The 24331-nt window shown below is 62.4% G+C and carries 22 protein-coding genes and 1 tRNA gene; 10 read left to right on the plus strand and 13 right to left on the minus strand.

The genetic code is table 11. The features are described 5' to 3' along the window. Nucleotides 1-37 precede the first annotated feature (37 nt). Nucleotides 38-2263 (minus strand): NADP-dependent isocitrate dehydrogenase, encoded by a 2226-nt coding sequence (locus ABOC32_RS12995; protein ID WP_426811303.1) that lies wholly within the window; start codon nt 2261-2263, stop codon nt 38-40. 412 nt (nt 2264-2675) lie between these two features. Here ABOC32_RS12995 and icd point away from each other — a divergent pair, with 412 nt between their 5' ends. Further along, nucleotides 2676-3932: an NADP-dependent isocitrate dehydrogenase gene (icd, locus tag ABOC32_RS13000; protein WP_426811304.1), complete on the plus strand. Its 1257-nt coding sequence runs from the start codon at nt 2676-2678 to the stop codon at nt 3930-3932. 73 nt (nt 3933-4005) lie between these two features. On the opposite strand, the gene cspD is transcribed toward icd, so the two are convergent. Next, nucleotides 4006-4266 (minus strand): cold shock domain-containing protein CspD, encoded by a 261-nt coding sequence (cspD, locus tag ABOC32_RS13005; protein WP_426811305.1) that lies wholly within the window; start codon nt 4264-4266, stop codon nt 4006-4008. Between the two features lie 230 nt (nt 4267-4496). Here cspD and clpS point away from each other — a divergent pair, with 230 nt between their 5' ends. After that, on the plus strand, nt 4497-4859 hold the full coding sequence (gene clpS, locus ABOC32_RS13010) for an ATP-dependent Clp protease adapter ClpS (RefSeq protein WP_016488124.1): 363 nt from the start codon (nt 4497-4499) through the stop codon (nt 4857-4859). A gap of 30 nt (nt 4860-4889) precedes the next feature. Further along, nucleotides 4890-7160, plus strand: coding sequence for an ATP-dependent Clp protease ATP-binding subunit ClpA (gene clpA / locus ABOC32_RS13015; RefSeq protein ID WP_426811306.1), 2271 nt, complete (start codon nt 4890-4892; stop codon nt 7158-7160). A gap of 156 nt (nt 7161-7316) precedes the next feature. Here the strand turns inward: clpA and infA are convergent, their stop codons facing one another. The 3 genes from infA to aat form a co-directional block, all read right to left on the minus strand. Continuing rightward, the gene (gene infA, locus ABOC32_RS13020) at nt 7317-7535 is read right to left on the minus strand and encodes a translation initiation factor IF-1 (RefSeq protein WP_002553999.1); all 219 of its coding nucleotides are present in this window, start codon (nt 7533-7535) and stop codon (nt 7317-7319) included. Nucleotides 7536-7636: 101 nt separating this feature from the next. Continuing rightward, nucleotides 7637-8344 carry an arginyltransferase gene (locus ABOC32_RS13025; RefSeq protein WP_043199476.1) on the minus strand — a complete coding sequence of 236 codons (708 nt, stop codon included), beginning with the start codon at nt 8342-8344 and terminating at the stop codon, nt 7637-7639. A 56-nt stretch (nt 8345-8400) separates the two neighbouring features. Beyond that, nucleotides 8401-9081, minus strand: a complete 681-nt coding sequence (aat, locus tag ABOC32_RS13030; RefSeq protein ID WP_426811307.1) for a leucyl/phenylalanyl-tRNA--protein transferase — start codon at nt 9079-9081, stop codon at nt 8401-8403. 420 nt (nt 9082-9501) lie between these two features. Between aat and ABOC32_RS13035 the strand changes: the two genes are divergently transcribed. From ABOC32_RS13035 to cysG, 6 genes are all read left to right on the plus strand, one after another. Beyond that, nucleotides 9502-12048 carry a DNA translocase FtsK gene (locus ABOC32_RS13035; protein ID WP_426811308.1) on the plus strand — a complete coding sequence of 849 codons (2547 nt, stop codon included), beginning with the start codon at nt 9502-9504 and terminating at the stop codon, nt 12046-12048. A 62-nt stretch (nt 12049-12110) separates the two neighbouring features. Then, nucleotides 12111-12734, plus strand: coding sequence for an outer membrane lipoprotein chaperone LolA (lolA, locus tag ABOC32_RS13040; protein WP_426811309.1), 624 nt, complete (start codon nt 12111-12113; stop codon nt 12732-12734). Between the two features lie 12 nt (nt 12735-12746). Next, nucleotides 12747-14072, plus strand: coding sequence for a replication-associated recombination protein A (locus ABOC32_RS13045; protein ID WP_210668430.1), 1326 nt, complete (start codon nt 12747-12749; stop codon nt 14070-14072). Further along, the gene (gene crcB, locus ABOC32_RS13050) at nt 14069-14443 is read left to right on the plus strand and encodes a fluoride efflux transporter CrcB (protein WP_086978333.1); all 375 of its coding nucleotides are present in this window, start codon (nt 14069-14071) and stop codon (nt 14441-14443) included. The genes ABOC32_RS13045 and crcB overlap by 4 nt, the downstream gene beginning before the upstream one ends. Before the next feature lie 30 nt (nt 14444-14473). After that, on the plus strand, nt 14474-15754 hold the full coding sequence (gene serS, locus ABOC32_RS13055; RefSeq protein WP_258653273.1) for a serine--tRNA ligase: 1281 nt from the start codon (nt 14474-14476) through the stop codon (nt 15752-15754). Beyond that, a complete protein-coding gene (gene cysG / locus ABOC32_RS13060; RefSeq protein ID WP_426811310.1) occupies nt 15755-17146 on the plus strand; it encodes a siroheme synthase CysG in 1392 nt (463 codons plus the stop codon). It abuts the gene before it with no gap. A gap of 134 nt (nt 17147-17280) precedes the next feature. Here the strand turns inward: cysG and ABOC32_RS13065 are convergent, their stop codons facing one another. The 8 genes from ABOC32_RS13065 to ABOC32_RS13100 form a co-directional block, all read right to left on the minus strand. Beyond that, nucleotides 17281-18240: a glutathione S-transferase family protein gene (locus ABOC32_RS13065; protein WP_426811311.1), complete on the minus strand. Its 960-nt coding sequence runs from the start codon at nt 18238-18240 to the stop codon at nt 17281-17283. Nucleotides 18241-18336: 96 nt separating this feature from the next. After that, on the minus strand, nt 18337-19338 hold the full coding sequence (locus tag ABOC32_RS13070) for a glycosyl transferase family protein (RefSeq protein ID WP_426811312.1): 1002 nt from the start codon (nt 19336-19338) through the stop codon (nt 18337-18339). Then, on the minus strand, nt 19335-19670 hold the full coding sequence (locus tag ABOC32_RS13075; RefSeq protein WP_016488112.1) for a TusE/DsrC/DsvC family sulfur relay protein: 336 nt from the start codon (nt 19668-19670) through the stop codon (nt 19335-19337). The genes ABOC32_RS13070 and ABOC32_RS13075 overlap by 4 nt, the downstream gene beginning before the upstream one ends. Further along, a complete protein-coding gene (gene tusB / locus ABOC32_RS13080) occupies nt 19667-19963 on the minus strand; it encodes a sulfurtransferase complex subunit TusB (protein ID WP_426811313.1) in 297 nt (98 codons plus the stop codon). Before tusB ends, ABOC32_RS13075 begins: the two co-directional genes overlap by 4 nt. Then, entirely contained in the window at nt 19963-20322 is a 360-nt protein-coding gene (gene tusC / locus ABOC32_RS13085; protein WP_426811314.1) for a sulfurtransferase complex subunit TusC, read from the minus strand. Before tusC ends, tusB begins: the two co-directional genes overlap by 1 nt. A 1-nt stretch (nt 20323) precedes the next feature. Then, nucleotides 20324-20716 carry a sulfurtransferase complex subunit TusD gene (tusD, locus tag ABOC32_RS13090; RefSeq protein ID WP_426811315.1) on the minus strand — a complete coding sequence of 131 codons (393 nt, stop codon included), beginning with the start codon at nt 20714-20716 and terminating at the stop codon, nt 20324-20326. A 166-nt stretch (nt 20717-20882) separates the two neighbouring features. After that, nucleotides 20883-22262, minus strand: coding sequence for a nucleobase:cation symporter-2 family protein (locus ABOC32_RS13095; protein WP_426811316.1), 1380 nt, complete (start codon nt 22260-22262; stop codon nt 20883-20885). Between the two features lie 435 nt (nt 22263-22697). Further along, complete coding sequence (locus ABOC32_RS13100) at nt 22698-23369, minus strand: Bax inhibitor-1/YccA family protein (RefSeq protein ID WP_033696755.1); 672 nt, start codon at nt 23367-23369, stop codon at nt 22698-22700. A gap of 134 nt (nt 23370-23503) precedes the next feature. Between ABOC32_RS13100 and ABOC32_RS13105 the strand changes: the two genes are divergently transcribed. Next, nucleotides 23504-23591 (plus strand) — tRNA-Ser (locus tag ABOC32_RS13105). Nucleotides 23592-24331: the final 740 nt, after the last annotated feature.

Below are 24331 nucleotides of genomic sequence, written 5' to 3' on the forward strand. Positions count from 1 at the left end.
GCGTGGCCGGGGTTTTTGCTGTTACTTCAAGCGAACCTTACAGGGCAGCAATGGCGCTGTTCAGGGTCTGGCTTGGGCGCATCACCTTGGCGGTCAGCTCGGCATCCGGGGCGTAGTAGCCACCGATGTCGGCCGGCTTGCCCTGAACGGCGTTGAGCTCGGCGACGATGGTCTCCTCGTTCTCGGCCAGGGTTTTTGCCAGTGGGGCGAAGCGTGCCTGCAGGGCAGCGTCGTCAGCCTGGGCAGCCAGGGCCTGGGCCCAGTACAGGGTCAGGTAGAAGTGGCTGCCGCGGTTGTCGATACCGCCAACTTTGCGCGAAGGCGACTTGTTGGTGTCGAGGAACTTGCCAGTGGCCTGGTCCAGGGTGTTGGCCAGCACTTTGGCGCGCGGGTTGTCGTAGGTGTTGCCCAGGTGCTCCAGGGAAGCGGCCAGGGCCAGGAATTCACCCAGCGAGTCCCAACGCAGGAAGTTCTCTTCCACCAGCTGCTGCACGTGCTTCGGCGCCGAACCGCCGGCACCGGTTTCGAACAGGCCACCGCCGTTCATCAGCGGCACGATCGACAGCATCTTGGCGCTGGTGCCCAGCTCCATGATCGGGAACAGGTCAGTCAGGTAGTCGCGCAGCACGTTGCCGGTCACCGAGATGGTGTCCTTGCCTTCGCGGATACGGGCCAGGGAGAACTTGATGGCGTCGACCGGGGGCAGAACGCGGATGTCCAGGCCAGCGGTGTCGTGATCTTTCAGGTACTGCTGCACCTTCTCGATCATCACGCCGTCGTGGGCGCGGGCCGGGTCCAGCCAGAACACCGCAGGGGTATTGCTCAGGCGGGCACGGTTGACGGCCAGCTTGACCCAGTCCTGGATCGGCGCGTCTTTGGTCTGGCACATGCGGAAGATGTCACCGGCTTCGACGTTCTGCTCCAGTACGACGTTGCCCTTGCCATCGACCACGCGCACGACGCCGTCGGCCTTGATCTGGAAGGTCTTGTCGTGGGAGCCGTACTCTTCGGCTTTCTGCGCCATCAGGCCAACGTTCGGTACGCTGCCCATGGTGGTCGGGTCGAAGGCGCCGTACTGCTTGCAGTCTTCGATGGTGGCCTGGTAGATACCGGCGTAGCAACGGTCCGGGATCACGGCCTTGGCGTCTTGCAGTTCACCGGCGGTGTTCCACATCTTGCCCGAGTCACGGATCATGGCCGGCATCGAGGCGTCGACGATCACGTCGCTCGGCACGTGCAGGTTGGTGATGCCTTTGTCGGAGTTGACCATGGCCAGGGCCGGACGCTGTGCGTACAAGGCCTGGATGTCGGCTTCGATCTCGGCCTGCTTGTCGGCTGGCAGGTCCTTGATGCGGGCGTACAGGTCGCCGATACCGTTGTTGGCGTTGAAGCCTACTTCGGCCAGGGCTGCGGCATGCTTGGCCAGCACGTCGTTGTAGAACTCTTCGACGATGACGCCGAACATGATCGGGTCGGAAACCTTCATCATGGTGGCTTTCAGGTGCACCGACAGCAGCACGCCGGCGGCCTTGGCATCGGCGATCTGCTCGGCGATGAAGGCTTTCAGGGCCTTGCGGCTCATGGTGGCGCAGTCGATGATTTCGGCGGCCTTGACGGCGGTTTTTTCTTTCAGGACGGTGGTGGTGCCGTCTTTGCCGACCAGCTCGATGCGCAGGCTGTCGTCAGCTTCGATCAGTGCGGCTTTCTCGCTGCCGTAGAAGTCGCCCTGGGTCATGTGGGCAACGTGCGACTTGGAGTCGGCGGCCCAGGCGCCCATCTTGTGTGGGTGCTTGCGGGCGTAGTTCTTGACCGACAGCGGCGCGCGGCGGTCGGAGTTGCCTTCGCGCAGCACCGGGTTCACGGCGGAGCCCTTGATGCGGTCGTAGCGGGCACGGGACTCTTTCTCGTCCGCGGTGGCCGGCTCGTCGGCGTAGTCAGGGATGTTGAAGCCCTTGCCTTGCAGTTCCTTGATCGCGGCTTTGAGCTGCGGTACCGAGGCGCTGATGTTCGGCAGTTTGATGATGTTGGCTTCAGGGGTGGTAGCCAGTTGGCCCAGTTCCGCCAGGTGATCGCCTACTTGCTTCTCTGCGCCCAGTTGCTCCGGGAAGGCGGCAAGGATACGGCCGGCCAGGGAGATGTCGCGAGTTTCGACGGCGATGTCAGCCGAAGCGGTGAACGCTTCGACGATCGGCAGCAGCGAGTAGGTGGCGAGGGCAGGGGCTTCGTCGGTGAAGGTATAGATGATCTTGGAACGGGTGGGCATGCGGGTTAACTCTCTGTGTGCTGAGCGTGCTCGAGTCTCGTGGTGCGCAGGGTAGGCGCATCGCCCTGGCAGCGCCATGAGCGGAAAGTCGAGAGGCTGCGAGCGGTGATGGTGGATGCATCAGTCGAGCGTCAATGCTGAGCTGCGGTAACAACCCAGGCTTTTCGGCCATTCATGGCCAAGGGCGGTCCGCATTTTCCTGGGATTCGCCCCGATGACCCTACGGTCGCGGCGGAGTATACCAAACCATTCGGGCTAATCAGCAAGGCCAAGTGATATCGGCCCATTTATAAGACCAAAGACGTAGCTGCAATGTGGCGGGTTGTCGCATGCCTTGCAGGTCGGCAGATGTGGTTTAGGCTCAGTGGATCGCACGATGTCCAATCACACCCGACAGCGGAGTAGTGCAAGCATGGGATACCAGAAAATCAAGGTTCCGACCGACGGCATCAAGATCACCGTCAATGCAGACCATTCGCTCAACGTTCCTGACAACCCCATCATTCCTTATATCGAAGGCGACGGGATTGGCGTCGATGTCTCGCCGGTGATGATCAAGGTGGTCGATGCCGCCGTGCAGAAGGCTTACGGCGGCAAGCGCAAGATCGCCTGGATGGAGGTATATGCCGGCGAAAAAGCCACCCAGGTGTACGACCAGGACACCTGGTTGCCGCAGGAAACCCTTGATGCCGTGCGTGACTACGTGGTGTCGATCAAGGGCCCGCTGACTACGCCGGTGGGGGGAGGCATCCGTTCGCTCAACGTGGCCCTGCGCCAGCAACTGGACCTGTATGTGTGCCTGCGTCCGGTGCTGTGGTTCCAGGGCGTGCCAAGCCCGGTGAAAAAGCCCGGTGATGTCGACATGGTGATCTTCCGCGAAAACTCCGAGGACATTTATGCCGGTATCGAGTGGAAGGCCGGTTCGCCTGAGGCGAACAAGGTGATCAAGTTCCTCAAGGAGGAAATGGGCGTCACCAAGATCCGCTTCGACCAGGACTGCGGCATCGGCGTCAAGCCGGTATCGCGCGAGGGCACCAAGCGCCTGGTGCGCAAGGCCCTGCAATACGTGGTGGACAACGACCGCGAGTCGCTGACCCTGGTGCACAAGGGCAACATCATGAAGTTCACCGAAGGTGCCTTCAAGGACTGGGGTTATGAAGTGGCCCGCGACGAGTTTGGTGCCGAGTTGCTCGATGGCGGCCCGTGGATGAAGTTCAATAACCCGAAAAGCGGCCGCGAAGTCATCGTCAAGGACGCCATCGCCGACGCCATGCTGCAGCAGATTCTGCTGCGCCCGGCCGAGTACGACGTGATTGCCACCCTCAACCTCAACGGTGACTACCTGTCCGATGCCCTGGCGGCGGAAGTAGGCGGTATCGGCATCGCGCCGGGCGCCAACCTGTCCGACACCGTGGCCATGTTCGAGGCTACCCACGGCACCGCGCCCAAGTATGCCGGGCAGGACAAGGTCAACCCGGGGTCGGTGATCCTCTCGGCAGAAATGATGCTGCGGCACATGGGCTGGACCGAGGCGGCCGACCTGATCATAAAGGGCACCAACGGCGCCATTGCGGCCAAGACCGTGACCTATGACTTCGAGCGCTTGATGGACGGCGCCACGCTGGTGGGCAGCTCAGGCTTTGGCGATGCCATGATCAAGCATATGTAAGGGAATACAAAACCGGCCGCTTCCTGTGAAGAAGCGGCCGGTTTTTTCGTATACCGGCAGACGGCGCTGCGGGTCAGACGTCGGCAGTACTGCTGGCTGGACGCGCGCTGGTGGACTCATGCGCAGCAGCGGCAGCGTTGCTGATGTTGACCGCGTGCAGGCCCTTGGGGCCCTGGATGATCTCGAAGCTCACGGCCTGGCCGGCCTTGAGCGTCTTGTATCCGTCCATCTGGATGGCTGAGTAATGAGCGAACAAGTCTTCATCCTTGCCCTCTTCATTGATGAACCCATAGCCCTTGGCATTGTTGAACCACTTGACTTTACCGCTTGCCATCCCTATGTCCCTCTGCAAAGGACTCCATCACTGGAGTATCATCCACTTCATCCGCATACGAACCTTGCGAAAAATCTGGTTGACTGCGCGGATCTTTATCGCCCACGGTGGGTTCTTATTGGTTGTAACACCGTTTTGCCGATAGTCAAGGTCGCCCGGCGCCTGCGCCGGCCGGGGCCTATGCCGTCAACCCACAACCTTAACCTGACGCTCATGATGAAATTCTTTCCATGCATGCACCTAGTGAGATTCGACTAACATTCAATCAGGATCGCCCGCAAACGAATGAGGACGACGGCTCGGGTCTTGCAGTCCAGGAAGCCAAGCCGATCCTGCAGGCGCCACCGATGTACAAGGTGGTTTTGTTCAACGATGACTACACGCCAATGGATTTCGTCGTCGAAGTGCTCGAGACGTTCTTCAGTCTGAACCGCGAGCTGGCGACCAAGATCATGCTGACCGTCCATACAGAAGGGCGGGCAGTGTGCGGATTGTTTACCCGTGACATCGCCGAAACAAAGGCTATGCAGGTCAACCAATACGCCAGGGAAAGCCAGCATCCGCTACTCTGTGAAATCGAGAAGGACGGTTAATCGCCGACCACTTGGGTATGAGGTGAAGCTATGTTAAACCGCGAGCTCGAAGTCACCCTCAATCTGGCCTTCAAGGAGGCCCGTTCGAAACGTCATGAGTTCATGACCGTCGAACATCTGCTGCTGGCACTCCTTGACAATGAGGCTGCCGCGACCGTTCTGCGCGCCTGTGGCGCCAATCTCGACAAGCTCAAGCACGACCTGCAAGAGTTCATCGATTCCACCACCCCGTTGATCCCTGTCAACGACGAAGACCGTGAAACCCAGCCGACCCTGGGCTTCCAGCGTGTACTGCAGCGTGCCGTGTTCCACGTGCAAAGCTCTGGCAAGCGCGAAGTGACCGGCGCCAACGTGCTGGTGGCGATCTTCAGCGAACAGGAAAGCCAGGCCGTGTTCCTGCTCAAGCAGCAGAGCGTGGCCCGTATCGACGTGGTCAATTACATCGCCCATGGCATCTCCAAGGTGCCGGGGCACGGCTCGCAGTCGGATAGCGACCAGGAAATGCAGGACGAAGAGGGCGGGGAAACCTCCTCTTCGAGCAACCCGCTGGACGCCTATGCCAGCAACCTGAACGAGCTGGCCCGTGCTGGCCGTATCGACCCGCTGGTAGGCCGCGAGCAGGAAGTTGAGCGCGTGGCGCAAATCCTTGCCCGTCGGCGCAAGAACAACCCGCTGCTGGTGGGTGAGGCTGGCGTGGGCAAGACGGCCATCGCCGAAGGCCTGGCCAAGCGCATTGTCGATGGCCAGGTGCCCGACCTGCTGGCGCAGAGTGTCGTGTACTCCCTCGACCTTGGCGCACTGCTGGCCGGTACCAAGTACCGCGGCGACTTCGAGAAGCGCTTCAAGGCGCTGCTCGGTGAGCTGCGCAAACGCCCGCAGGCGATCCTGTTCATCGACGAAATCCACACCATCATCGGTGCCGGTGCAGCGTCAGGCGGGGTGATGGATGCCTCCAACCTGCTCAAGCCGTTGCTGTCGTCGGGTGAGATTCGTTGCATCGGCTCCACCACCTTCCAGGAGTTTCGCGGCATCTTCGAGAAGGATCGTGCCCTGGCACGGCGCTTCCAGAAGGTGGATGTCAGCGAGCCGTCGGTCGAAGACACCGTGGGCATCCTGCGCGGCCTGAAAGGTCGCTTCGAGAGCCACCACAACATCGAGTACAGCGACGAAGCCCTGCGCGCCGCCGCCGAACTGGCCTCACGCTACATCAATGACCGGCACATGCCGGACAAGGCCATCGACGTGATCGACGAGGCCGGTGCCTACCAGCGCCTGCAACCGGAGGCTAACCGCGTCAAGCGCATCGACGTGCCGCAGGTCGAGGACATCGTCGCCAAGATCGCGCGGATTCCGCCGAAACATGTCAGCAGTTCCGACAAGGAGTTGCTGCGTAACCTTGAGCGTGACCTGAAACTGACCGTGTTCGGCCAAGACCCGGCGATCGATTCGCTGTCTACCGCCATCAAGCTGTCCCGTGCTGGCCTGAAGGCGCCAGACAAGCCTGTCGGTTCGTTCCTGTTTGCCGGCCCTACCGGCGTCGGCAAGACCGAAGCGGCGCGGCAGCTGGCCAAGGCGCTGGGCGTGGAGCTGGTGCGTTTCGACATGTCCGAGTACATGGAGCGCCACACCGTGTCGCGCCTGATTGGTGCGCCTCCTGGTTATGTTGGTTTTGACCAGGGTGGTTTGCTGACCGAGGCGATCACCAAGCAACCGCACTGCGTATTGCTGCTCGATGAAATCGAGAAGGCCCACCCGGAAGTCTTCAACCTGCTGCTGCAGGTGATGGACCACGGTACCCTGACCGACAACAACGGGCGCAAGGCCGACTTCCGTAACGTGATCCTGATCATGACCACCAACGCTGGCGCGGAAACCGCGGCACGGGCCTCGATCGGCTTCACCCATCAGGACCATGCGTCCGATGCCATGGAAGTCATCCGCAAAAGCTTCACGCCAGAGTTCCGCAACCGCCTGGACACCATCATCCAGTTCGGCCGCCTGAGCCATGAAACGATCAAAAGCATCGTCGACAAGTTCCTTATCGAACTGCAGGCGCAGCTGGAAGACAAGCGTGTGCTGCTGGAAGTCAGCGATGAAGCGCGCGGCTGGCTGGCGGCGTCGGGCTACGACGTGCAGATGGGTGCGCGGCCGATGGCGCGGCTGATCCAGGAAAAGATCAAACGGCCATTGGCCGAGGAGATCCTGTTTGGTGAGCTGGCCGAGCATGGCGGTGTGGTGCACATCGACCTGCGCGATGACGAACTGGTGTTCGACTTCGAGACCACGGCTGAGGTTGCGTGATATTAGGGCCGCTTTGCGGCCTATCGCGAGCTGCGCTCGCTCCTACGGGGTATCGCGAACCCATGTAGGAGCGAGCGTAGCTCGCGATGGCCGTGACGCGGTTCCAGCAGGCACAAAAAAGCCCGGCACATGGCCGGGCTTTTTCATGGCTGGAGCTTAGCGCGCACGGTAAGTGATGCGGCCCTTGCTCAGGTCATAAGGCGTCAGCTCGACGCGGACCTTGTCGCCAGTGAGAATACGGATGTAGTTTTTGCGCATCTTTCCGGAGATGTGCGCGGTTACGACGTGCCCGTTTTCCAACTCCACGCGGAACATGGTGTTGGGCAGGGTGTCGACGACAGTACCTTCCATTTCGAAGCTGTCTTCTTTCGACATGCAGTTGAGCCCTCGGATCCAGTGTTAGCCCGACGCATATCCGCACCGGGCAAAAAAGTGGCGCCGATTATGCCGGAAATCTGCGTGTCAAGCCAATGCTTTCAGTTGAGGGTGACCCAGCGCTGGTTTATCAGCAGCTCGATAGGTCGGTACTGCGTCTTGTAGTTCATTTTCTTGCAGTTCTTGATCCAGTAGCCCAGGTAAACCGCTTCCAGGTCCTGGCGCACGGCTTCGGTGATCTGCCAGAGGATGGCAAAGCGGCCAAGGCTGCGCCGCTCCTCGTCAGGCTCGTAGAAGGTGTACACCGCGGACAGGCCATTGGGCAGCAGGTCGCACACCGCCACTGCCATCAGCCGGCCTTGCAGGCGGAACTCGTAGAACCAGCAGAACGGCAGGTCACGCACCAGGAAGGTGGAAAACTGGTCGCGGCTGGGCGGGTACATGTCACCGTCGGCGTGGCGGGTTTCGATGTAGCGCCGGTACAGCTCGAAGTACTCTTCCTTGAACGTCGGGCGCGCCGCGCTCACGGTCAGGTCGGCGTTGCGCTTGAGAATGCGCCGCTGCTGGCGGTTGGGGATGAAGCGCGCCGCCGGGATGCGTGCCGGCACGCAGGCATTGCAGTTCTGGCAGTGGGGCCGGTACAGGTGGTCGCCGCTGCGCCGGAAGCCCATTTCCGACAGGTCGGCGTACACGTTCACGTCCATCGGCTGGCTGGGGTCGAGGAACAGCGTGGTCGCCTGCTCGTCAGGCAGGTAGCTGCAGGAGTGGGGCTGAGTGGCATAAAACTTCAATCGCGCCAACTCTGTCATGATCAACCCCTTCGGTGAGACTTTGTTTTAAGTGTAAGCCAGCTATGGCAACTCGCCTAGGCAACCCACGTAGCGCTGTTGGGCTGGTCGAGGTGGCGTGCCAGGTAGCCGGCAAACTCGGCGCGGCTGATGGCATGCGCGCCCAGGCTGTGCAGGTGGTTGGTGGGCATCTGGCAGTCGATCAGCACGAAGCCGGCCTCGCGCAGGTGGTTGACCAGGGTCACGAAGCCGACCTTGGAGGCGTTGTCGGCGCGGCTGAACATCGATTCGCCGAAGAACAGCTGGCCCATGGCCAGGCCGTACAGGCCGCCGACCAGCTCGCCGTCCTCGCGTACCTCCACCGAATGGGCGATGCCACGGCGGTGCAGCTCGCAGTAGGCGTTGCGCATGGTATCGGTGATCCAGGTGCCGTCGGCGTAGTCGCGGGGTGCGGCGCAGGCAGCGATGACGGCGGCAAAGTCGGTGTCGAAGCTGACCTGGTAGCGGCCTTGGCGCATCAGCTTGGCCAGCGAGCGCGACACGTGCAGCTGGTCGGGCAGCAGCACCGTGCGCGGGTCGGGTGACCACCACAGGATCGGCTGGCCGTCCTGGTACCATGGGAAGCAGCCATGGCGATAGGCCTGCACCAGGCGCTCGGGGCTCAGGTCGCCGCCGGCGGCGAGCAGGCCGTTGGGGTCGTGCAGGGCCTTTTCCAGGGGCGGGAAGGTCAGCGAGTCGCGGGTCAGCCAGGTGAGCATGGTCTATCGTGCGGTGGGGGAGGGGAGCGGGCAGCATGGCGCGGGTGAAAAGCAGGGTCAATCTCTTTGGGTACCTCAAGGCCAGCGGTGCGATTTGTAGGAGCAGCCTTGTGCTGCGAAGAGGCCGGTGCTGCCACAGCAGATGTCATGGCCTTACCGGCCTCTTCGCAGCACAAGGCTGCTCCTACAGAGAGGCAGTGCAGTTTCGGCAATTCTGGGCAATTTCCTGCACATTCATGAAACCGCAGGCACCATCCGCTACATTTGCTGTCACACCTGTGCAAAAACACAGCATAAGCCTTTGTCACAAAAGAAAATGCATGCTCAAATTGCAGCCATGTGAAAGTCGCCCCCGGCAAACCCCCATACGGCGTGCCGCCATGGCGGCTGGCGGGCAGTAATGTTAAAAGTAGTGGTTCATTGGCCGCACAGCCGGCCGATCACTATTGGACGCGCACCACGCGCAGGAATAGACGCGTTTTGAAGAAATCCACCGCAACCCCAGCTCCCTTGCCTGTGCCCCTGTGGCGGCAGCAGCTGCATTACCGCCTCAAGGAAGGTGCGTTGATCGCGATCGGCGCCCTGTGCCTGTACCTGTGGATGGCGCTGCTGACCTACGACACCTCCGACCCGGGCTTCAGCCACACCAGCAATGCCGACCAGGTGCAGAACGCCGCCGGGCGAGCCGGTGCCTACTTCGCCGACATCCTGTTCATGGTGCTGGGTTACTTCGCCTACATCTTCCCGCTGCTGCTGGCGGTGAAAACCTGGCAGATCTTCCGCGAGCGCCATCAGCCTTGGGACTGGAGCGGCTGGCTGTTCTCTTGGCGGTTGATCGGCCTGGTGTTCCTGGTGCTGTCCGGTGCAGCGCTGGCGCATATCCACTTCCATCCACCGGCGACCATGCCGTTTTCCGCCGGTGGCGCGCTGGGCGAAAGCCTTGGCGAGCTGGCGCGCAACCTGCTGAACGTGCAGGGCAGCACGCTGATGTTCATTGCCCTGTTCCTGTTCGGCCTGACCGTGTTCACTGATTTGTCGTGGTTCAAGGTGATGGACCTGACCGGCAAGATCACCCTCGACCTGTTCGAGTTGGTGCAGGGCGCCGCCAACCGCTGGTGGGAGGCGCGCAACGAGCGCAAACGCCTGGAGGCGAAGCTGCGTGAGGACGAGCCGGTGTTCAAGGCGCCGCCTACGGCCGCCGACAAGCGCGAGCCGGCCAAACCGGCGTTGCGCGAACGTATCTTCAAGCGTGAAGAAGCGCCCGCCCAGCCTGTTGTGCAACGCGAACCGACCCTTGCCCGTGAGCCCGTGGTGCCGCGCGAGCCGGCAGTGGCGCGTGAAGCCGTGGTGCCCCGCGAGCAGCCTGCGGGCCCGACCATCGTGCCACCGGCAGCGGCCAGGGCGCCTGAGCCGAGCAAGCGGGTGATGAAAGAGAAGCAGGCGCCGCTGTTCGTCGACAGCGCCATCGAAGGCACCCTGCCGTCGATCTCGATTCTCGACCCGGCCGAGCAGAAAAAGATCGAGTACTCGCCAGAATCCCTGGCCAGTGTGGGCCAGCTGCTGGAAATCAAGCTCAAGGAATTCGGCGTGGAAGTGGCGGTGGACTCGATCCACCCAGGCCCGGTGATTACCCGCTATGAAATCCAGCCTGCCGCTGGCGTGAAGGTAAGCCGCATCGCCAACCTGGCCAAGGACCTGGCGCGTTCGCTGGCCGTGACCAGCGTACGGGTGGTTGAGGTCATCCCTGGCAAGACCACCGTGGGTATCGAGATCCCCAACGAAAACCGGCAGATGGTGCGCTTCTCCGAAGTGCTGGCCACGCCGCAGTTCGACGAGCAGAAATCGCCGGTCACCCTGGCCCTGGGCCACGACATCGGCGGCAAGCCGGTCATCACCGACCTGGCCAAGATGCCGCACCTGCTGGTAGCCGGTACCACTGGCTCCGGTAAGTCGGTGGGTGTGAACGCGATGATCCTGTCGATTTTGTTCAAGTCCGGCCCGGAAGACGCCCGGTTGATCATGATCGACCCGAAAATGCTCGAACTGTCGATCTACGAAGGCATCCCGCATCTGCTGTGCCCGGTGGTCACCGATATGAAGGACGCCGCCAACGCCCTGCGCTGGAGCGTGGCCGAGATGGAGCGGCGCTACAAGCTGATGGCGGCCATGGGTGTGCGTAACCTTGGCGGCTTCAACCGCAAGATCAAGGATGCCGAGGAAGCCGGCGAGGTCATCCATGACCCGCTGTTCCGCCGCGAGAGCATGGACGACGTGCCGCCTGCGCTGAAAACCCTGCCGACCATCGTGGTGGTGGTCGACGAATTCGCCGACATGATGATGATCGTCGGCAAGAAGGTCGAAGAGCTGATCGCCCGTATCGCCCAGAAGGCGCGGGCGGCCGGTATCCACCTGATTCTTGCTACCCAGCGCCCGTCGGTGGACGTGATCACCGGCCTGATCAAGGCCAACATCCCGACCCGCATGGCGTTCCAGGTGTCGAGCAAGATCGACTCGCGCACCATCATCGACCAAGGTGGCGCCGAGCAGTTGCTGGGCCACGGTGACATGCTGTACATGCCGCCGGGTACCAGCCTGCCGATCCGCGTGCACGGTGCGTTCGTTTCCGACGACGAAGTGCACCGCGTGGTGGAAGCGTGGAAGCTGCGCGGCGCGCCGGATTACAACGACGACATCCTCAACGGCGTGGAAGAGGCCGGCAGCGGCTTCGAAGGCGGCGGCGGTGGTGGCGATGGCGATGATTCGGAAAGCGACGCCCTGTATGATGAGGCCGTGCAGTTCGTGCTGGAAAGCCGCCGTGCCTCGATCTCGGCCGTGCAGCGCAAGCTGAAGATCGGCTACAACCGCGCCGCCCGCATGATCGAAGCCATGGAAATGGCCGGCGTGGTCACCCCGATGAACAGCAACGGCTCGCGGGAAGTGATTGCCCCGGGCGGCCCGCGCGACTGATGAACACCTTGCCGGGCGCCAACGATGGCGCCCGGCCTTTTCAATGCTCAATGAGGATTACCATGCGCGCGATTCGCATGCTGTTGGTTTCTGCCCTTGCTCTGGGCAGCGCTTCGGCTTTTGCCGGTGAGCAAGATGTACAACGCCTGACCCAGCTGCTGGAAAAGTCGCAGACCATCGAGGCCAACTTCTCCCAGCTGACTTTGGGTGCCGATGGCACCAGCCTGCAGGAAACTTCGGGCAAGATGACGGTCAAGCGCCCGGGCCTGTTCTACTGGCACACCGATGCACCACAGGAACAGGTGGTCGTGTCTGATGGCAAGATGGTTACCCTGTGGGACCCGGACCTGGAACAGGCCACCGTCAAAAAGCTCGACGTGCGTCTGAACCAGACCCCGGCACTGCTGCTGTCCGGCGACGTGTCGAAGATCAGCCAGAGTTTCGACATCGCCTCGAAAGAGCAGGGCGAAGTGATGGACTTCACCCTCAAGCCGAAGACCAAGGACACCTTGTTCGACTCGCTGCGCGTGTCGTTCCGCAAGGGCCTGATCAATGACATGCAACTGATCGACAGCGTCGGCCAGCGCACCAACATCCTGTTCAATGGCGTCAAGGCCAACCAGGCGGTGTCGGACAGCAAGTTCAGGTTCGACATCCCCAAAGGCGCGGACGTGATCAAGGAGTAACCGGAGCTCGTCATGGACCTGTTTCGAAGCGAACCCGTCGCCCAGCCCCTGGCCGCCCGCCTGCGCCCGTCCAACCTGGACGAATACGTCGGCCAGGAGCACCTGCTGGCGCGCGGCAAACCGCTGCGCGAGGCGCTGGAGCAGGGTGCGCTGCACTCGATGATCTTCTGGGGGCCGCCTGGGGTGGGCAAAACCACCCTGGCGCGGCTGCTGGCGCAGTTCTGCGATGCGCACTTCGAAACCGTTTCGGCGGTGCTGGCCGGGGTGAAAGAGATCCGCCAGGCGGTGGAGGTGGCCAAGCAGCAGGCTGGCCAGTATGGCCGGCGCACCATCCTGTTCGTTGACGAAGTGCACCGCTTCAACAAATCGCAGCAGGACGCCTTTTTGCCCTATGTGGAAGACGGCACCCTGCTGTTCATCGGCGCCACTACCGAAAACCCGTCGTTCGAGTTGAACAACGCGCTGCTGTCGCGGGCGCGGGTGTATGTGCTCAAGAGCCTGGACGAGGCGGCCCTGCGCAAGCTGGTCAACCGTGCGCTGACCGAAGAGCGTGGTCTGGGCAAGCGCAACCTGCGGGTGGGCGACGACGCCTTCAAGATGCTGATGGCCGCCGCCGACGGCGATGGCCGGCGCATGCTCAACTTCCTTGAGAACGCTTCGGACCTGGCTGAAGACGGCAGCGAAATCGACGTGGAGATGCTGCAGAGCCTGCTGGGCGACAGCCGTCGCCGCTTCGACAAGGGCGGCGAGGCGTTCTACGACCAGATTTCCGCGCTGCACAAGTCGGTGCGTGGCTCCAACCCCGATGGCGCCCTGTACTGGTTTGCCCGCATGCTCGACGGCGGCTGCGACCCGCTGTACATCGCCCGTCGCGTGGTGCGCATGGCCAGCGAGGACATCGGCAACGCCGACCCGCGCGCGCTCAGCCTGTGCCTGGCTGCGTGGGACGTGCAGGAGCGCCTCGGCAGCCCCGAGGGTGAACTGGCGGTGGCCCAGGCCATTACCTACCTGGCCTGTGCGCCGAAGAGCAACGCGGTGTACATGGGCTTCAAGACCGCCCTGCGCGAAGCGGCCGAGCATGGCTCGCTGGAGGTGCCGTTGCACCTGCGCAACGCCCCGACCAAATTGATGAAACAACTGGGCTATGGCGACGAGTACCGCTATGCCCACGATGAACCCGATGCCTACGCCGCCGGTGAAGATTACTTCCCCGATGCGCTGGAGCCACGCCAGTACTACCAGCCGGTGCCCCGTGGCCTGGAACTGAAGATTGGCGAGAAGCTGCGCCACCTGGCCGACCTCGATCGCAACAGCCCCCGCCAGCGGAGAAAACCGTGATTGCACTCATTGCCGCCGTCAGCGCGGGCGGTATTGCCGGTACTTTGTTGCGCTTTGCTACCGCCAACTGGGTAGCAGCCCACTGGCCACGGCACTTCTATGCCGGTACGCTGGCGGTCAACCTGGTTGGTTGCCTGCTGATCGGCCTGCTCTATGGCTTGTTCTTGCACAAGCCGATGGCGCCGGTGGAGCTGCGCGCTGGCCTGATTGTCGGCTTCCTCGGTGGCCTTACAACCTTTTCCTCTTTCTCGCTCGATACCGTGCGCCTGATGGAAAGCGGGCAAGTGCCCCTTGCCTTGGGCTATACCAGTATCAGCGTGGTGGGCGGGCTGCTCGCGACCTGGGCCGGCCTGTCCCTGACCCGATTCTGAACCAACACCTACCTATAACGAGAGAACGATATGCTCGATTCCAAACTGTTACGCGGCCAACTTCAGGAAGTGGCGGAACGCCTGGCCTCCCGTGGCTTTAGCCTGGATGTCGCGCGCATCGAATCACTGGAAGAGCGCCGCAAGGCGGTGCAGACCCGCACCGAGCAGCTGCAGGCTGAGCGTAACGCGCGTTCCAAGTCCATCGGCCAGGCCAAGGCCAAGGGCGAAGACATCGCGCCACTGATGGCCGACGTCGAGCGCATGGCTAACGAGCTGGCTGCCGGCAAGACCGAACTGGACGGCATTCAGGCCGAACTGGACGGTATCCTGCTGACCATCCCCAACCTGCCGGACGCCAGCGTACCGGTTGGTGCCAGCGAAGACGACAACGTCGAAGTGCGCCGTTGGGGCACCCCGACCGCCTTCGATTTCGAAATCAAGGACCACGTCGCCCTCGGTGAAGTCAGCGGTGGCCTGGACTTCGAGGCCGCGGCCAAGCTGTCTGGCGCCCGCTTTGCCGTGCTGCGTGGCCCAATTGCCCGCCTGCACCGCGCCCTGGCGCAGTTCATGATCAACCTGCACACCGGCGAGCACGGCTACGAGGAGCACTACACCCCGTACCTGGTGCAGGCGCCTGCACTGCAGGGCACTGGCCAGCTGCCGAAGTTCGAGGAAGACCTGTTCAAGATCACCCGCGAAGGTGAAGCTGACTTCTACCTGATCCCCACTGCCGAAGTGTCGCTGACCAACCTGGTTGCCGGTGAAATCCTCGACGCCAAACAGCTGCCGCTGAAACTGGTTGCCCACACCCCGTGCTTCCGCAGCGAAGCCGGTGCTTCTGGCCGTGACACCCGCGGCATGATCCGCCAGCACCAGTTCGACAAGGTCGAGATGGTGCAGGTGGTAGAGCCGGCCAAGTCGATGGAAGCCCTGGAAGGCCTGACCGCCAATGCCGAGCGCGTACTGCAGTTGCTGGAGCTGCCGTACCGCGTGCTGGCCCTGTGCACCGGCGACATGGGCTTTGGCGCCGTGAAAACCTACGACCTCGAAGTATGGGTACCGAGCCAGGACAAGTACCGCGAAATCAGCTCGTGCTCCAACTGTGGCGACTTCCAGGCACGCCGCATGCAAGCCCGCTGGCGCAACCCGGAAACCGGCAAGCCAGAGCTGGTGCACACCCTCAACGGCTCCGGCCTGGCCGTAGGCCGTACCCTGGTTGCCGTGCTGGAAAACTACCAGCAGGCCGACGGATCGATCCGTGTGCCGGACGTGCTGAAGCCGTACATGGGCGGCGTCGAGGTCATCCGCTAAATGGATTACCTGCCGCTGTTCCACAAGCTGCAGGGCGGCCGCGTGCTGGTCGTCGGTGGCGGTGAGATCGCCTTGCGCAAGGCGCGCCTGCTGGCGGATGCCGGTAGCGAGCTGCGCGTGGTGGCGCCGGACGTCGACGGCCAGTTGGCTGCGTTGGCCCGGGAAGGTGGCGGTGAGGTGCTGGTGCGTGGCTATCAGGCCGCCGACCTGGTCGGTTGCCGGCTGGTGATTGCGGCTACCGACGACCCTGGGCTGAACGCCCAGGTGTCGGCGGATGCGCAGGCCCTCAGCCTGCCGGTCAACGTGGTCGATGCGCCGGCCCTGTGCACGGTGATCTTCCCGGCGATTGTCGACCGTTCACCGCTGGTGATTGCGGTATCCAGTGGCGGTGACGCCCCGGTTCTGGCGCGTTTGATTCGCGCCAAGCTGGAGGCCTGGATCCCGTCGGCCTATGGTGAGCTGGCCGGGCTGGCTGCGCGTTTCCGGCACAAGGTCAAAACCTTGTACCCGGACGTCAACCAGCGCCGCGGCTTCTGGGAAACCGTATTCCAGGGGCCGATTGCCGAGCGCCAGCTGGCCGGGCAGGGCGCTGAAGCCGAACGCCTGTTGCAGGCGATGGTAGACGGCGCGCCGGTGCAGCAGGGGGGTGAGGTGTACCTGGTAGGTGCTGGCCCGGGCGACCCGGACTTGCTCACCTTCCGCGCCTTGCGCCTGATGCAGCAGGCCGACGTGGTGCTGTACGACCGCCTGGTGGCACCTGCCATCATCGAGATGTGCCGGCGTGATGCCGAGCGCATCTACGTGGGCAAGCGCCGCGCCGATCACTCCGTGCCGCAGGACCAGATCAACCGCCTGCTGGTTGATCTGGCCCAGCAGGGCAAGCGTGTGTTGCGGCTTAAGGGTGGCGACCCGTTCATCTTCGGCCGGGGCGGCGAAGAGATCGAAGAGCTGGCCGAGCATGGCATCCCGTTCCAGGTGGTGCCGGGCATTACCGCGGCCAGTGGTTGCTCCGCCTATGGCGGTATTCCGCTGACCCACCGCGACTACGCCCAGTCGGTGCGCTTCGTCACCGGGCACCTGAAGGATGGCACCAGCAACCTGCCGTGGAATGACCTGGTGGCGCCGGCGCAGACCTTGGTGTTCTACATGGGCTTGGTCGGTTTGCCGACCATCTGTGCCGAGCTGATTCGCCATGGGCGGGCGGCAAGTACCCCGGCGGCGCTTGTGCAGCAGGGGACTACGCGTAACCAGCGGGTGTTTACCGGTACCCTGGCAGACTTGCCAGACCTGGTGGCCCGGCATGAAGTGCATGCGCCGACCCTGGTGATTGTGGGGGAAGTGGTGCAACTGCGTGAAAAGCTGGCCTGGTTCGAAGGTTCGCAGAACGGCTGACATTGTTGGGGCCGCTTCGCGCCCCATCGCGACACAAGGCCGCTCCTACAGGGGCTGCACCAGCCTCAGGCTTACGCGGTCGTTGTAGGAGCAGCCTTGTGCTGCGAATGGGCTGCAAAGCAGCCCCGGCTTTCTCAACCCTGCCAAATCCCCTTGCCCGCCAATCGCTCCCGATCATGCGGCAAGCCAAAGTCCTGCAACGGCCCCTTGGGCACGATCCCGGTCGGGTTGATGGTCTTGTGGCTCATGTAGTAATGCTTCTGGATATGCTCCATATCCACCGTCCCTGCCACCCCCGGCCACTGGTACAGCTCACGCAGCCAGTTCGACAGGTTGTGGTAGTCGCTCAGGCGCCGCAGGTTGCACTTGAAGTGCCCGTGGTACACCGCATCGAAGCGCACCAGCGTGGTAAACAGGCGTACGTCAGCCTCGGTCAGGTACTCACCGGCCAGGTAGCGATTGCGGCTCAGCAAGTCCTCCAGATGATCCAGCTCGTTGAACACATCGTCGAACGCCGCCTCGTAGGCGTCTTGCGTAGTGGCAAAGCCTGCGCGGTACACGCCGTTGTTCACCGCCGGGTAAATGCGCTCGTTCAGTGCCTCGATGGTCGGCCGCAGTGGCTCGGGGTAGAGGTCCAGCGTATTGCCGGTCAGCTCGTTGAACGCGCTGTTGAAGATACGGATGATCTCCGACGACTCGTTGTTGACGATGCGCTTCTCTTTCTTGTCCCACAGCACAGGCACGGTGACGCGGCCGGTGTAGTGCGGGTCATCCTGGGTATAGCGCTGGTGCAGGTACTGCAGGGCGTCGAGGTGGTCACCGCTGGAGCCTTGCTGCTGGTCGAAGGTCCAGCCATGGTCTTGCATCAGCCAGCTCACCACCGACACGTCGATCAAGGGCTCAAGGCCTTTAAGTGCACGCAAGATCAGGGTGCGGTGGGCCCATGGGCAGGCCAGCGAGACGTACAGGTGGTAACGGCCGGCCTCGGGGGCGGGGAGTTGATTGCGGCGCTGGGCGTTTTCGCGCTTGAACGTGCCGTCCTTGCCGTTTTCATACCACTGGTCATGCCAGCGGCCGTCGATCAAAAGGCCCATGAGTGAGCTCCTCGGAACAAAGTTGTTTGTCGTTGGAGCCCAGTCTAGGCCAAATCGTTCGAACAAATAGCGCAAAGATCGGGGTGCTATGATCGGTTAAATCGATCGGTTGCGCGTATTCCAATAGCCTTGGGCTGTCGCAAATGCCTGTTCGCGGTCTTGCCCCAAACCGCGCAATGCCAGGGCCATGGTGGCGATGACGGCCTTCTCGCCATAGCTGTCTTCAACCTCGCCACACCAGAACGCCAGCAACTGTTCGGTTTGCAGGCTGGGTGGTTTGACATGGCGGCGCTCGCTCAGCGCTGGCCACTCTTCATCCCACGCCTCGCCCGCCGTGGTGCCGTAAAGGTGGCTGATGACATCGGGGTTGACCTCGATCTCGCCGCCATCACCCTTGATCACCACGGCATGGTCGCCCAGCAGGCGGCTGGCCTCACGGTGCACGGCCTGGTAGCCAGGGTGGAAGATGCTTTGCAGGCCACAGCGTGCGCCCAGCGGGTTAAGCACCCGGGCCAGCGAGTGGATGGGCGAGCGCAGGCCCAAGGTGTTGCGCAGGTCGATCATGCGCTGCAAACGCGGCGCCCAGTCGTGCAGCGGGAAGAACGCCAACTGGTGCTGGTCGAGGGCGTTGCCGACGGCGGCCCAGTCGCGGCACAGCGGGATCTGCAGCAGGTCGAGCAGTTGCTCGCTGTACATGCGCCCGGCGGTGTGTGCGCCGCCGCCGTGCATCAGGATGCGCACGCCATTGCCGGCCAGGCACTTGGCCGCCAGCAGGTACCAGGGCAGGTGGCGCTTTTTGCCGGCGTAGGTGGGCCAGTCCAGGTCCACCGCAATGCTCGGTGCCTGCAGGTGGGCGCGCAGGGCCTCGGTGAAGCCGGCCAGCTCTTCGGCGCTTTCTTCCTTGTGGCGCAGCAGCATGAGGAAGGCCCCCAGCTGGGTGTCTTCGACCTTGCCTTCCAGCAGCAGGGTCATGGCTGCGCGGGCTTCTTCACGGGTCAGGCCGCGCGCGCCGCGCTTGCCTTTGCCGAGAATGCGCACGAATTCGGCGAACGGGTGTTCGGCGGGGGTTTCCAGTGTCAAAGGGCGAGGTTGGGTCATATGCAGTTGGTCGGCTTGGGCAGGCCCGCCAGCTTGGCGGCGAGTTTGGCGGGAGTGCCATTGAACAGGCGGTTCAGGTGCGGGCTGTTGCCCTTTTCCGGGCCCAGTTTCAGGGCCGTGTACTTGATCAGCGGGCGCGTGGCCGGAGACAACTGGTATTCCTGGTAGAACTGACGCAGCAGTTCCAGGATTTCCCAATGGTCCGCCGTCAACGGGATACCCTCCCGCTCGGCCAAAGCTTCGGCGGCGGCGCGGGACCAGTCTTGCAGGTCGACCAGAAAGCCGTCCTTGTCAAGGGCGATCGCCTGATCGCCAACGTTGAGCGTACTCATAGCCAGCTGTTGACCTTGTCGTAATGCAGCGACAGTTCGACGAACCCGGCGTAGTCCAGGGCCTTGGCCAGGTCGTTGCCGACCGCGCGGGCTTGCACATCCTCGTCCAGGGCGAACAGGCGCTGGGCCAGGCCGGCGGCTTGCAACTGGCGGTGCGGCTCGCTGCCGCTGCGCAGGGCATACACCGCATCGCCGCACAGCAGCAACGCGTCGTCGGTGCCGAGCAGGCGCAGGCAGCTGGCCAGGCGCTCGTCGCCAAACGGGGAGTGGGCAATTACGTGCAGGGTAGTCATCAGAGCGTTACCACCTGGTCGAAACGGGCGATCAGCGCGGCAAGGGCCGCGTCATCCAGCACTTGCACCGGCAGCGCCAGGGTATCGGCTGCCAGGCCGCGGCGGGTGAGGCTGTGGTTGCAGGCGAACAGCTCCTCGACACCGAACATCGGCAGCGCCTGCAGGTTGGCGGCCAGGTTCTTCTGCTGCACGGCGGTAGGTTGCTGGCCGGGCGCGAGCTGGAACACGCCATCGTCCATAAACAGCATGCCCAGCGGCAGGTCGAACGCCCCACCGGCCAGGGCGATGTCCAGCGCTTCGCGGGCCGATGGGCCGTTCCACGGAGCCTGACGGCTGATGATCAACAAGGATTTGGCCATTTCAGTCGCCTCCGAAGCAGACAAGGCGGTCGGCAACCTGCGCCGCTTCATGCAGCTGACCCAGCCCCGACAGTTCCCAAGGCTTGGGCAGGTTCACAGCCGAGCGCTGGTAACGGTTGGCTTCGGCTTCATCGAGTACGCCACGGCGCAGGGCCGCGGCGATGCACACCACGGCGTCCAGCTGGTGGGTCTCGATAAAGGCACGCCACTGGCCGGCCACGTCCAGTTCGTCCTGGGGCGCAACCACGTTGGCCGAGGCACTGTGCACCCCGTCCTGATAGAAGAACAGCCGGGCAATCTCATGCCCGCCGGCCAGCACCGCCTCGGCGTAGCGCAAGGCGCGCCGCGAGGAGGGCGCATGGGCCGGGGAGAACACCGCGATAGCGAATTTCATGGATAACTCATGCAAAGGAATGCCGCCATGATAAAGCAAAAAAGCCCGCGCCCGCTTGTGCAAGCGGCGCGGGCTTTCTACGTATCTGCACGCCCCCTGTAGGAGCGGCCTTGTGTCGCGATGGGCTGCAAAGCAGCCCCATGGCCCTAACAGGCAGGCACCAGACTCAACCCTGTTCCTTGCTCTCAGGCAAGAACCAGTTCAACACCAGGGCACAGATCCCCCCGGTAGCCACACCCGACTCCAGCACATTACGAATCGCCGCCGGCATATGCGCCAGGAACTCCGGAACCTGCGCCACGCCCAGGCCCAGCGCCAGCGACACGGCAATGATCAGCAGCGCACGGCGGTCCAGGCGAGTGCTGGCCAGAATATTGATACCCGAAGCCGCAACCGCACCGAACATCACCATGGCCGCGCCACCCAGTACCGGCTCCGGCACTGCCTGGATTACCCCGGCAACGCTAGGGAACAGCCCCAGCACCACCAGCATCACGGCAATCCAGATACCGATATGGCGGCTGGCAATGCCGGTCAGCTGAATCACCCCGTTGTTCTGGGCAAAGATCGAGCTGGGGAAGGTGTTGAACAAACCGGCCAGCAGCGAGTTGGCACCGTTGACCAGCACACCACCCTTGATCCGCTGCATCCACACCGGCCCTTCGACCGGCTGGCGCGACACCTTGCTGGTGGCCGTCACGTCACCAATGGCTTCCAGCGAAGTCACCAGGTAAATCACCAGCATCGGAATGAACAGCGCCCACGAGAAGCCCAGGCCGAAGTGCAGCGGGGTCGGTACCTGGAACAGCGCAGCCTCGTGCATGCCGGTGAAGTCCAGGCGGCCCATGTAGCCGGCCAGCGCATAGCCGACCGCCAGGGCGATGACGATGGCGCAGCTGCGCATCCACACCACCGGGACGCGGTTGAGGATTACGATGATCGCCAGCACCACGCCCGACAGCAGCAGGTTTTCGCCATTGGCGAAGGTGCCATTGGCCATGGCGCCGAAGCCACCGCCCATGCTGATCAGGCCGACCTTGATCAGCGTAAGGCCAATCATCAGCACCACGATACCGGTCACCAGCGGGGTGATCAGGCGTTTGACGAACGGCAGGATGCGCGACACGCCCATCTCCACGAACGAGCCCGCGATCACCACGCCGAAAATGGCCGCCATCACGCCTTCAACCGGCGTGCCTTGCTTGACCATCAGTGCACCACCGGCAATCAGCGGGCCGACGAAGTTGAAGCTGGTGCCCTGCACGATCAACAGCCCGGCGCCGAATGGGCCAAAGCGCTTGCACTGGACGAAGGTGGCGATACCCGAGATCACCAGCGACATGGAAACGATCAGGTTGGTATCACGCGCCGAAACGCCCAGCGCCTGGCAGATCAGCAGGCCAGGTGTAACGATCGGCACGATGATCGCCAGCAAGTGCTGCAGGGCTGCCAGCAGGCCGATCAACAGCCGTGGCTTGTCCTCTAGGCCAAGCACCAGTTCATTGGCAGGCGCCGCCGCGCCTGGGCTGTGTTCTTGTGAGCTCATCGCTGAAAGCTGCCCCGGAAGAAAAAAGGAGCGCATTCTACGGGGTGAAGAGAGATTGCGGTAGAGAAAAGCACGATGGCGGCATGATCGGCGACCATTCGCCTCGTTATCTGACTTTTTAGTCAATTATTTGCTGCTGGCTTATAAGGGAAACTAAAGCCAGAACCTGCACCGCCGCCCTCTGTGGGAGCGGGTTCACCCGCGAAGAATGCGACGCGGTGCATGGCACCGGCTGCGCCGGTGTTCGCGGCTGAAGCCGCTCCCACACGTACAGCCATAGCCTGGAATTTGCCCGATACGTGTGGGAGCGGGCAAGCCCGCGAAGAATCCAGCGCGGAGCATGAACGGCTACACCGGTGTTCGCGACCAAGCGCCCCCAATTCCCAACGCCCACAAAAAAGCCCGCCGAAGCGGGCTTTCTCACACAGCAATCAATCAGTCATCACGGCCCATGATGCCAAACAGCTGCAGCAGGCTGACAAACAGGTTGTAGATCGACACATACAGGCTGATGGTCGCCATGATGTAGTTACGCTCGCCACCATGAATGATCGCGCTGGTCTGGAACAGGATACAGACCGACGAGAACAGCACGAAGCCAGCGCTGATCGCCAGTTGCAGGCCGCTGATCTGGAAGAAGAAGCTGGCAACGACAGCACCCAGCAACACGAAGAAGCCAGCAGTGATGAAGCCACTGAGGAAGCTCATGTCCTTGCGGGTGATCAGCACGTAAGCCGACAGACCACCAAACACCAGCGCCGTCATGGCAAACGCCGAGCTGACCACTTCAGCGCCGCCGGCCATGCCCAGGTAACGGTTGAGGATCGGGCCGAGGATAAAGCCCATGAAGCCGGTGAGGGCGAAGGTGGACACAATGCCCCAGGCCGAATCACGCAGCTTGTTCGTAAGGAAGAACAGCCCGTAGAAGCCGATCAGCACCACGAATATGTTCGGGTAGCCGACGCGCATCTGTTGGGCAACGAAAGCCATGACACCGCTGAAGGCGAGGGTAAGCGCCAGCAGGCTGTACGTGTTGCGCAGGACCTTGCTGATCTCCTGCTGCTCGACCTGCTGGCCGTGGTGGACGGCGTAATCCTGTTCGCGCATGGCGACACTCCTTGGTAAAACCTGTGGTTTCAGACGTTCAGATGCTAGGAGTCTATCAGAGCTCCTGCAACCCGCGACACAGAGAGTTTGACAGCGTGTTTCATTACGGTATTATGGCGGCCGCAAAACGAGCTGGAAGCGTGGCCGAGTGGTTTAAGGCAACGGTCTTGAAAACCGTCGATGGGCAACTATCCTAGAGTTCGAATCTCTACGCTTCCGCCACTAATTCTCATTAAAGCCCTGATTTTTCAGGGCTTTTTTGTGTCTGATCGGTTTCAGCCCACACCCTAGCCCATACTTTGGACGCTGGCTTTCAGTGTGCTCCCCTGGAATTTTCTGCTCAACGGTCCCGAAACTCTGAGCGCGCCAGCGGCACGGTCGCCGTAGCAAGCACAAGCATCCTCCCGGCTGGTCTACCGGATTCCGCCCATACCGACGGCATTCAGCTTCGCGTAGTATGCCGTGATGTCAGCCACAGCGATCGCGTTGAACACCCTGCAGGCTCTTCCCTCTCCAACTCGGCCTCGCTTAATCGGGCGTGCATCGTGGATTCTGCCGTCGTACCAGACTGCAGCTCCGTATTGATCGCTTTCAAGGGCCTCCTCAGGCGCCTTCTCCCATTTTTTCCCCATCCAGATCTCTGCAATCGGAGTGACATCCTGGTAGTTAGCTCGAGCATTTTCCCTGAGGCACTGAGCGACGTAGTCAGCTGGAACCGTCCGGGCCATATCTACGACGAAAACTGGTTTGCTGTAGTCCACTCCTCTATGCGTCAGGCAGGCAGCGCCCTTTGAGAAGACCGGCTGCTGTGGACGGCTACTTCTGAAGAGGATGAACCCGGTTAACGATCTGGTCTGACCTCAATACCAGCGATCTTCTGCTCTTCATAGAATGCGGTAGCCCTCAAGTTGGCCTCGGTTGAGGTCGACGGTACCTTGAAGGTGATCGAGCGGTGGTCTTGG

The sequence above is a fragment of the Pseudomonas sp. WOUb67 genome (assembly GCF_050058005.1).
GTDB classification, from domain to species: Bacteria; Pseudomonadota; Gammaproteobacteria; order Pseudomonadales; family Pseudomonadaceae; genus Aquipseudomonas; species Aquipseudomonas putida_R.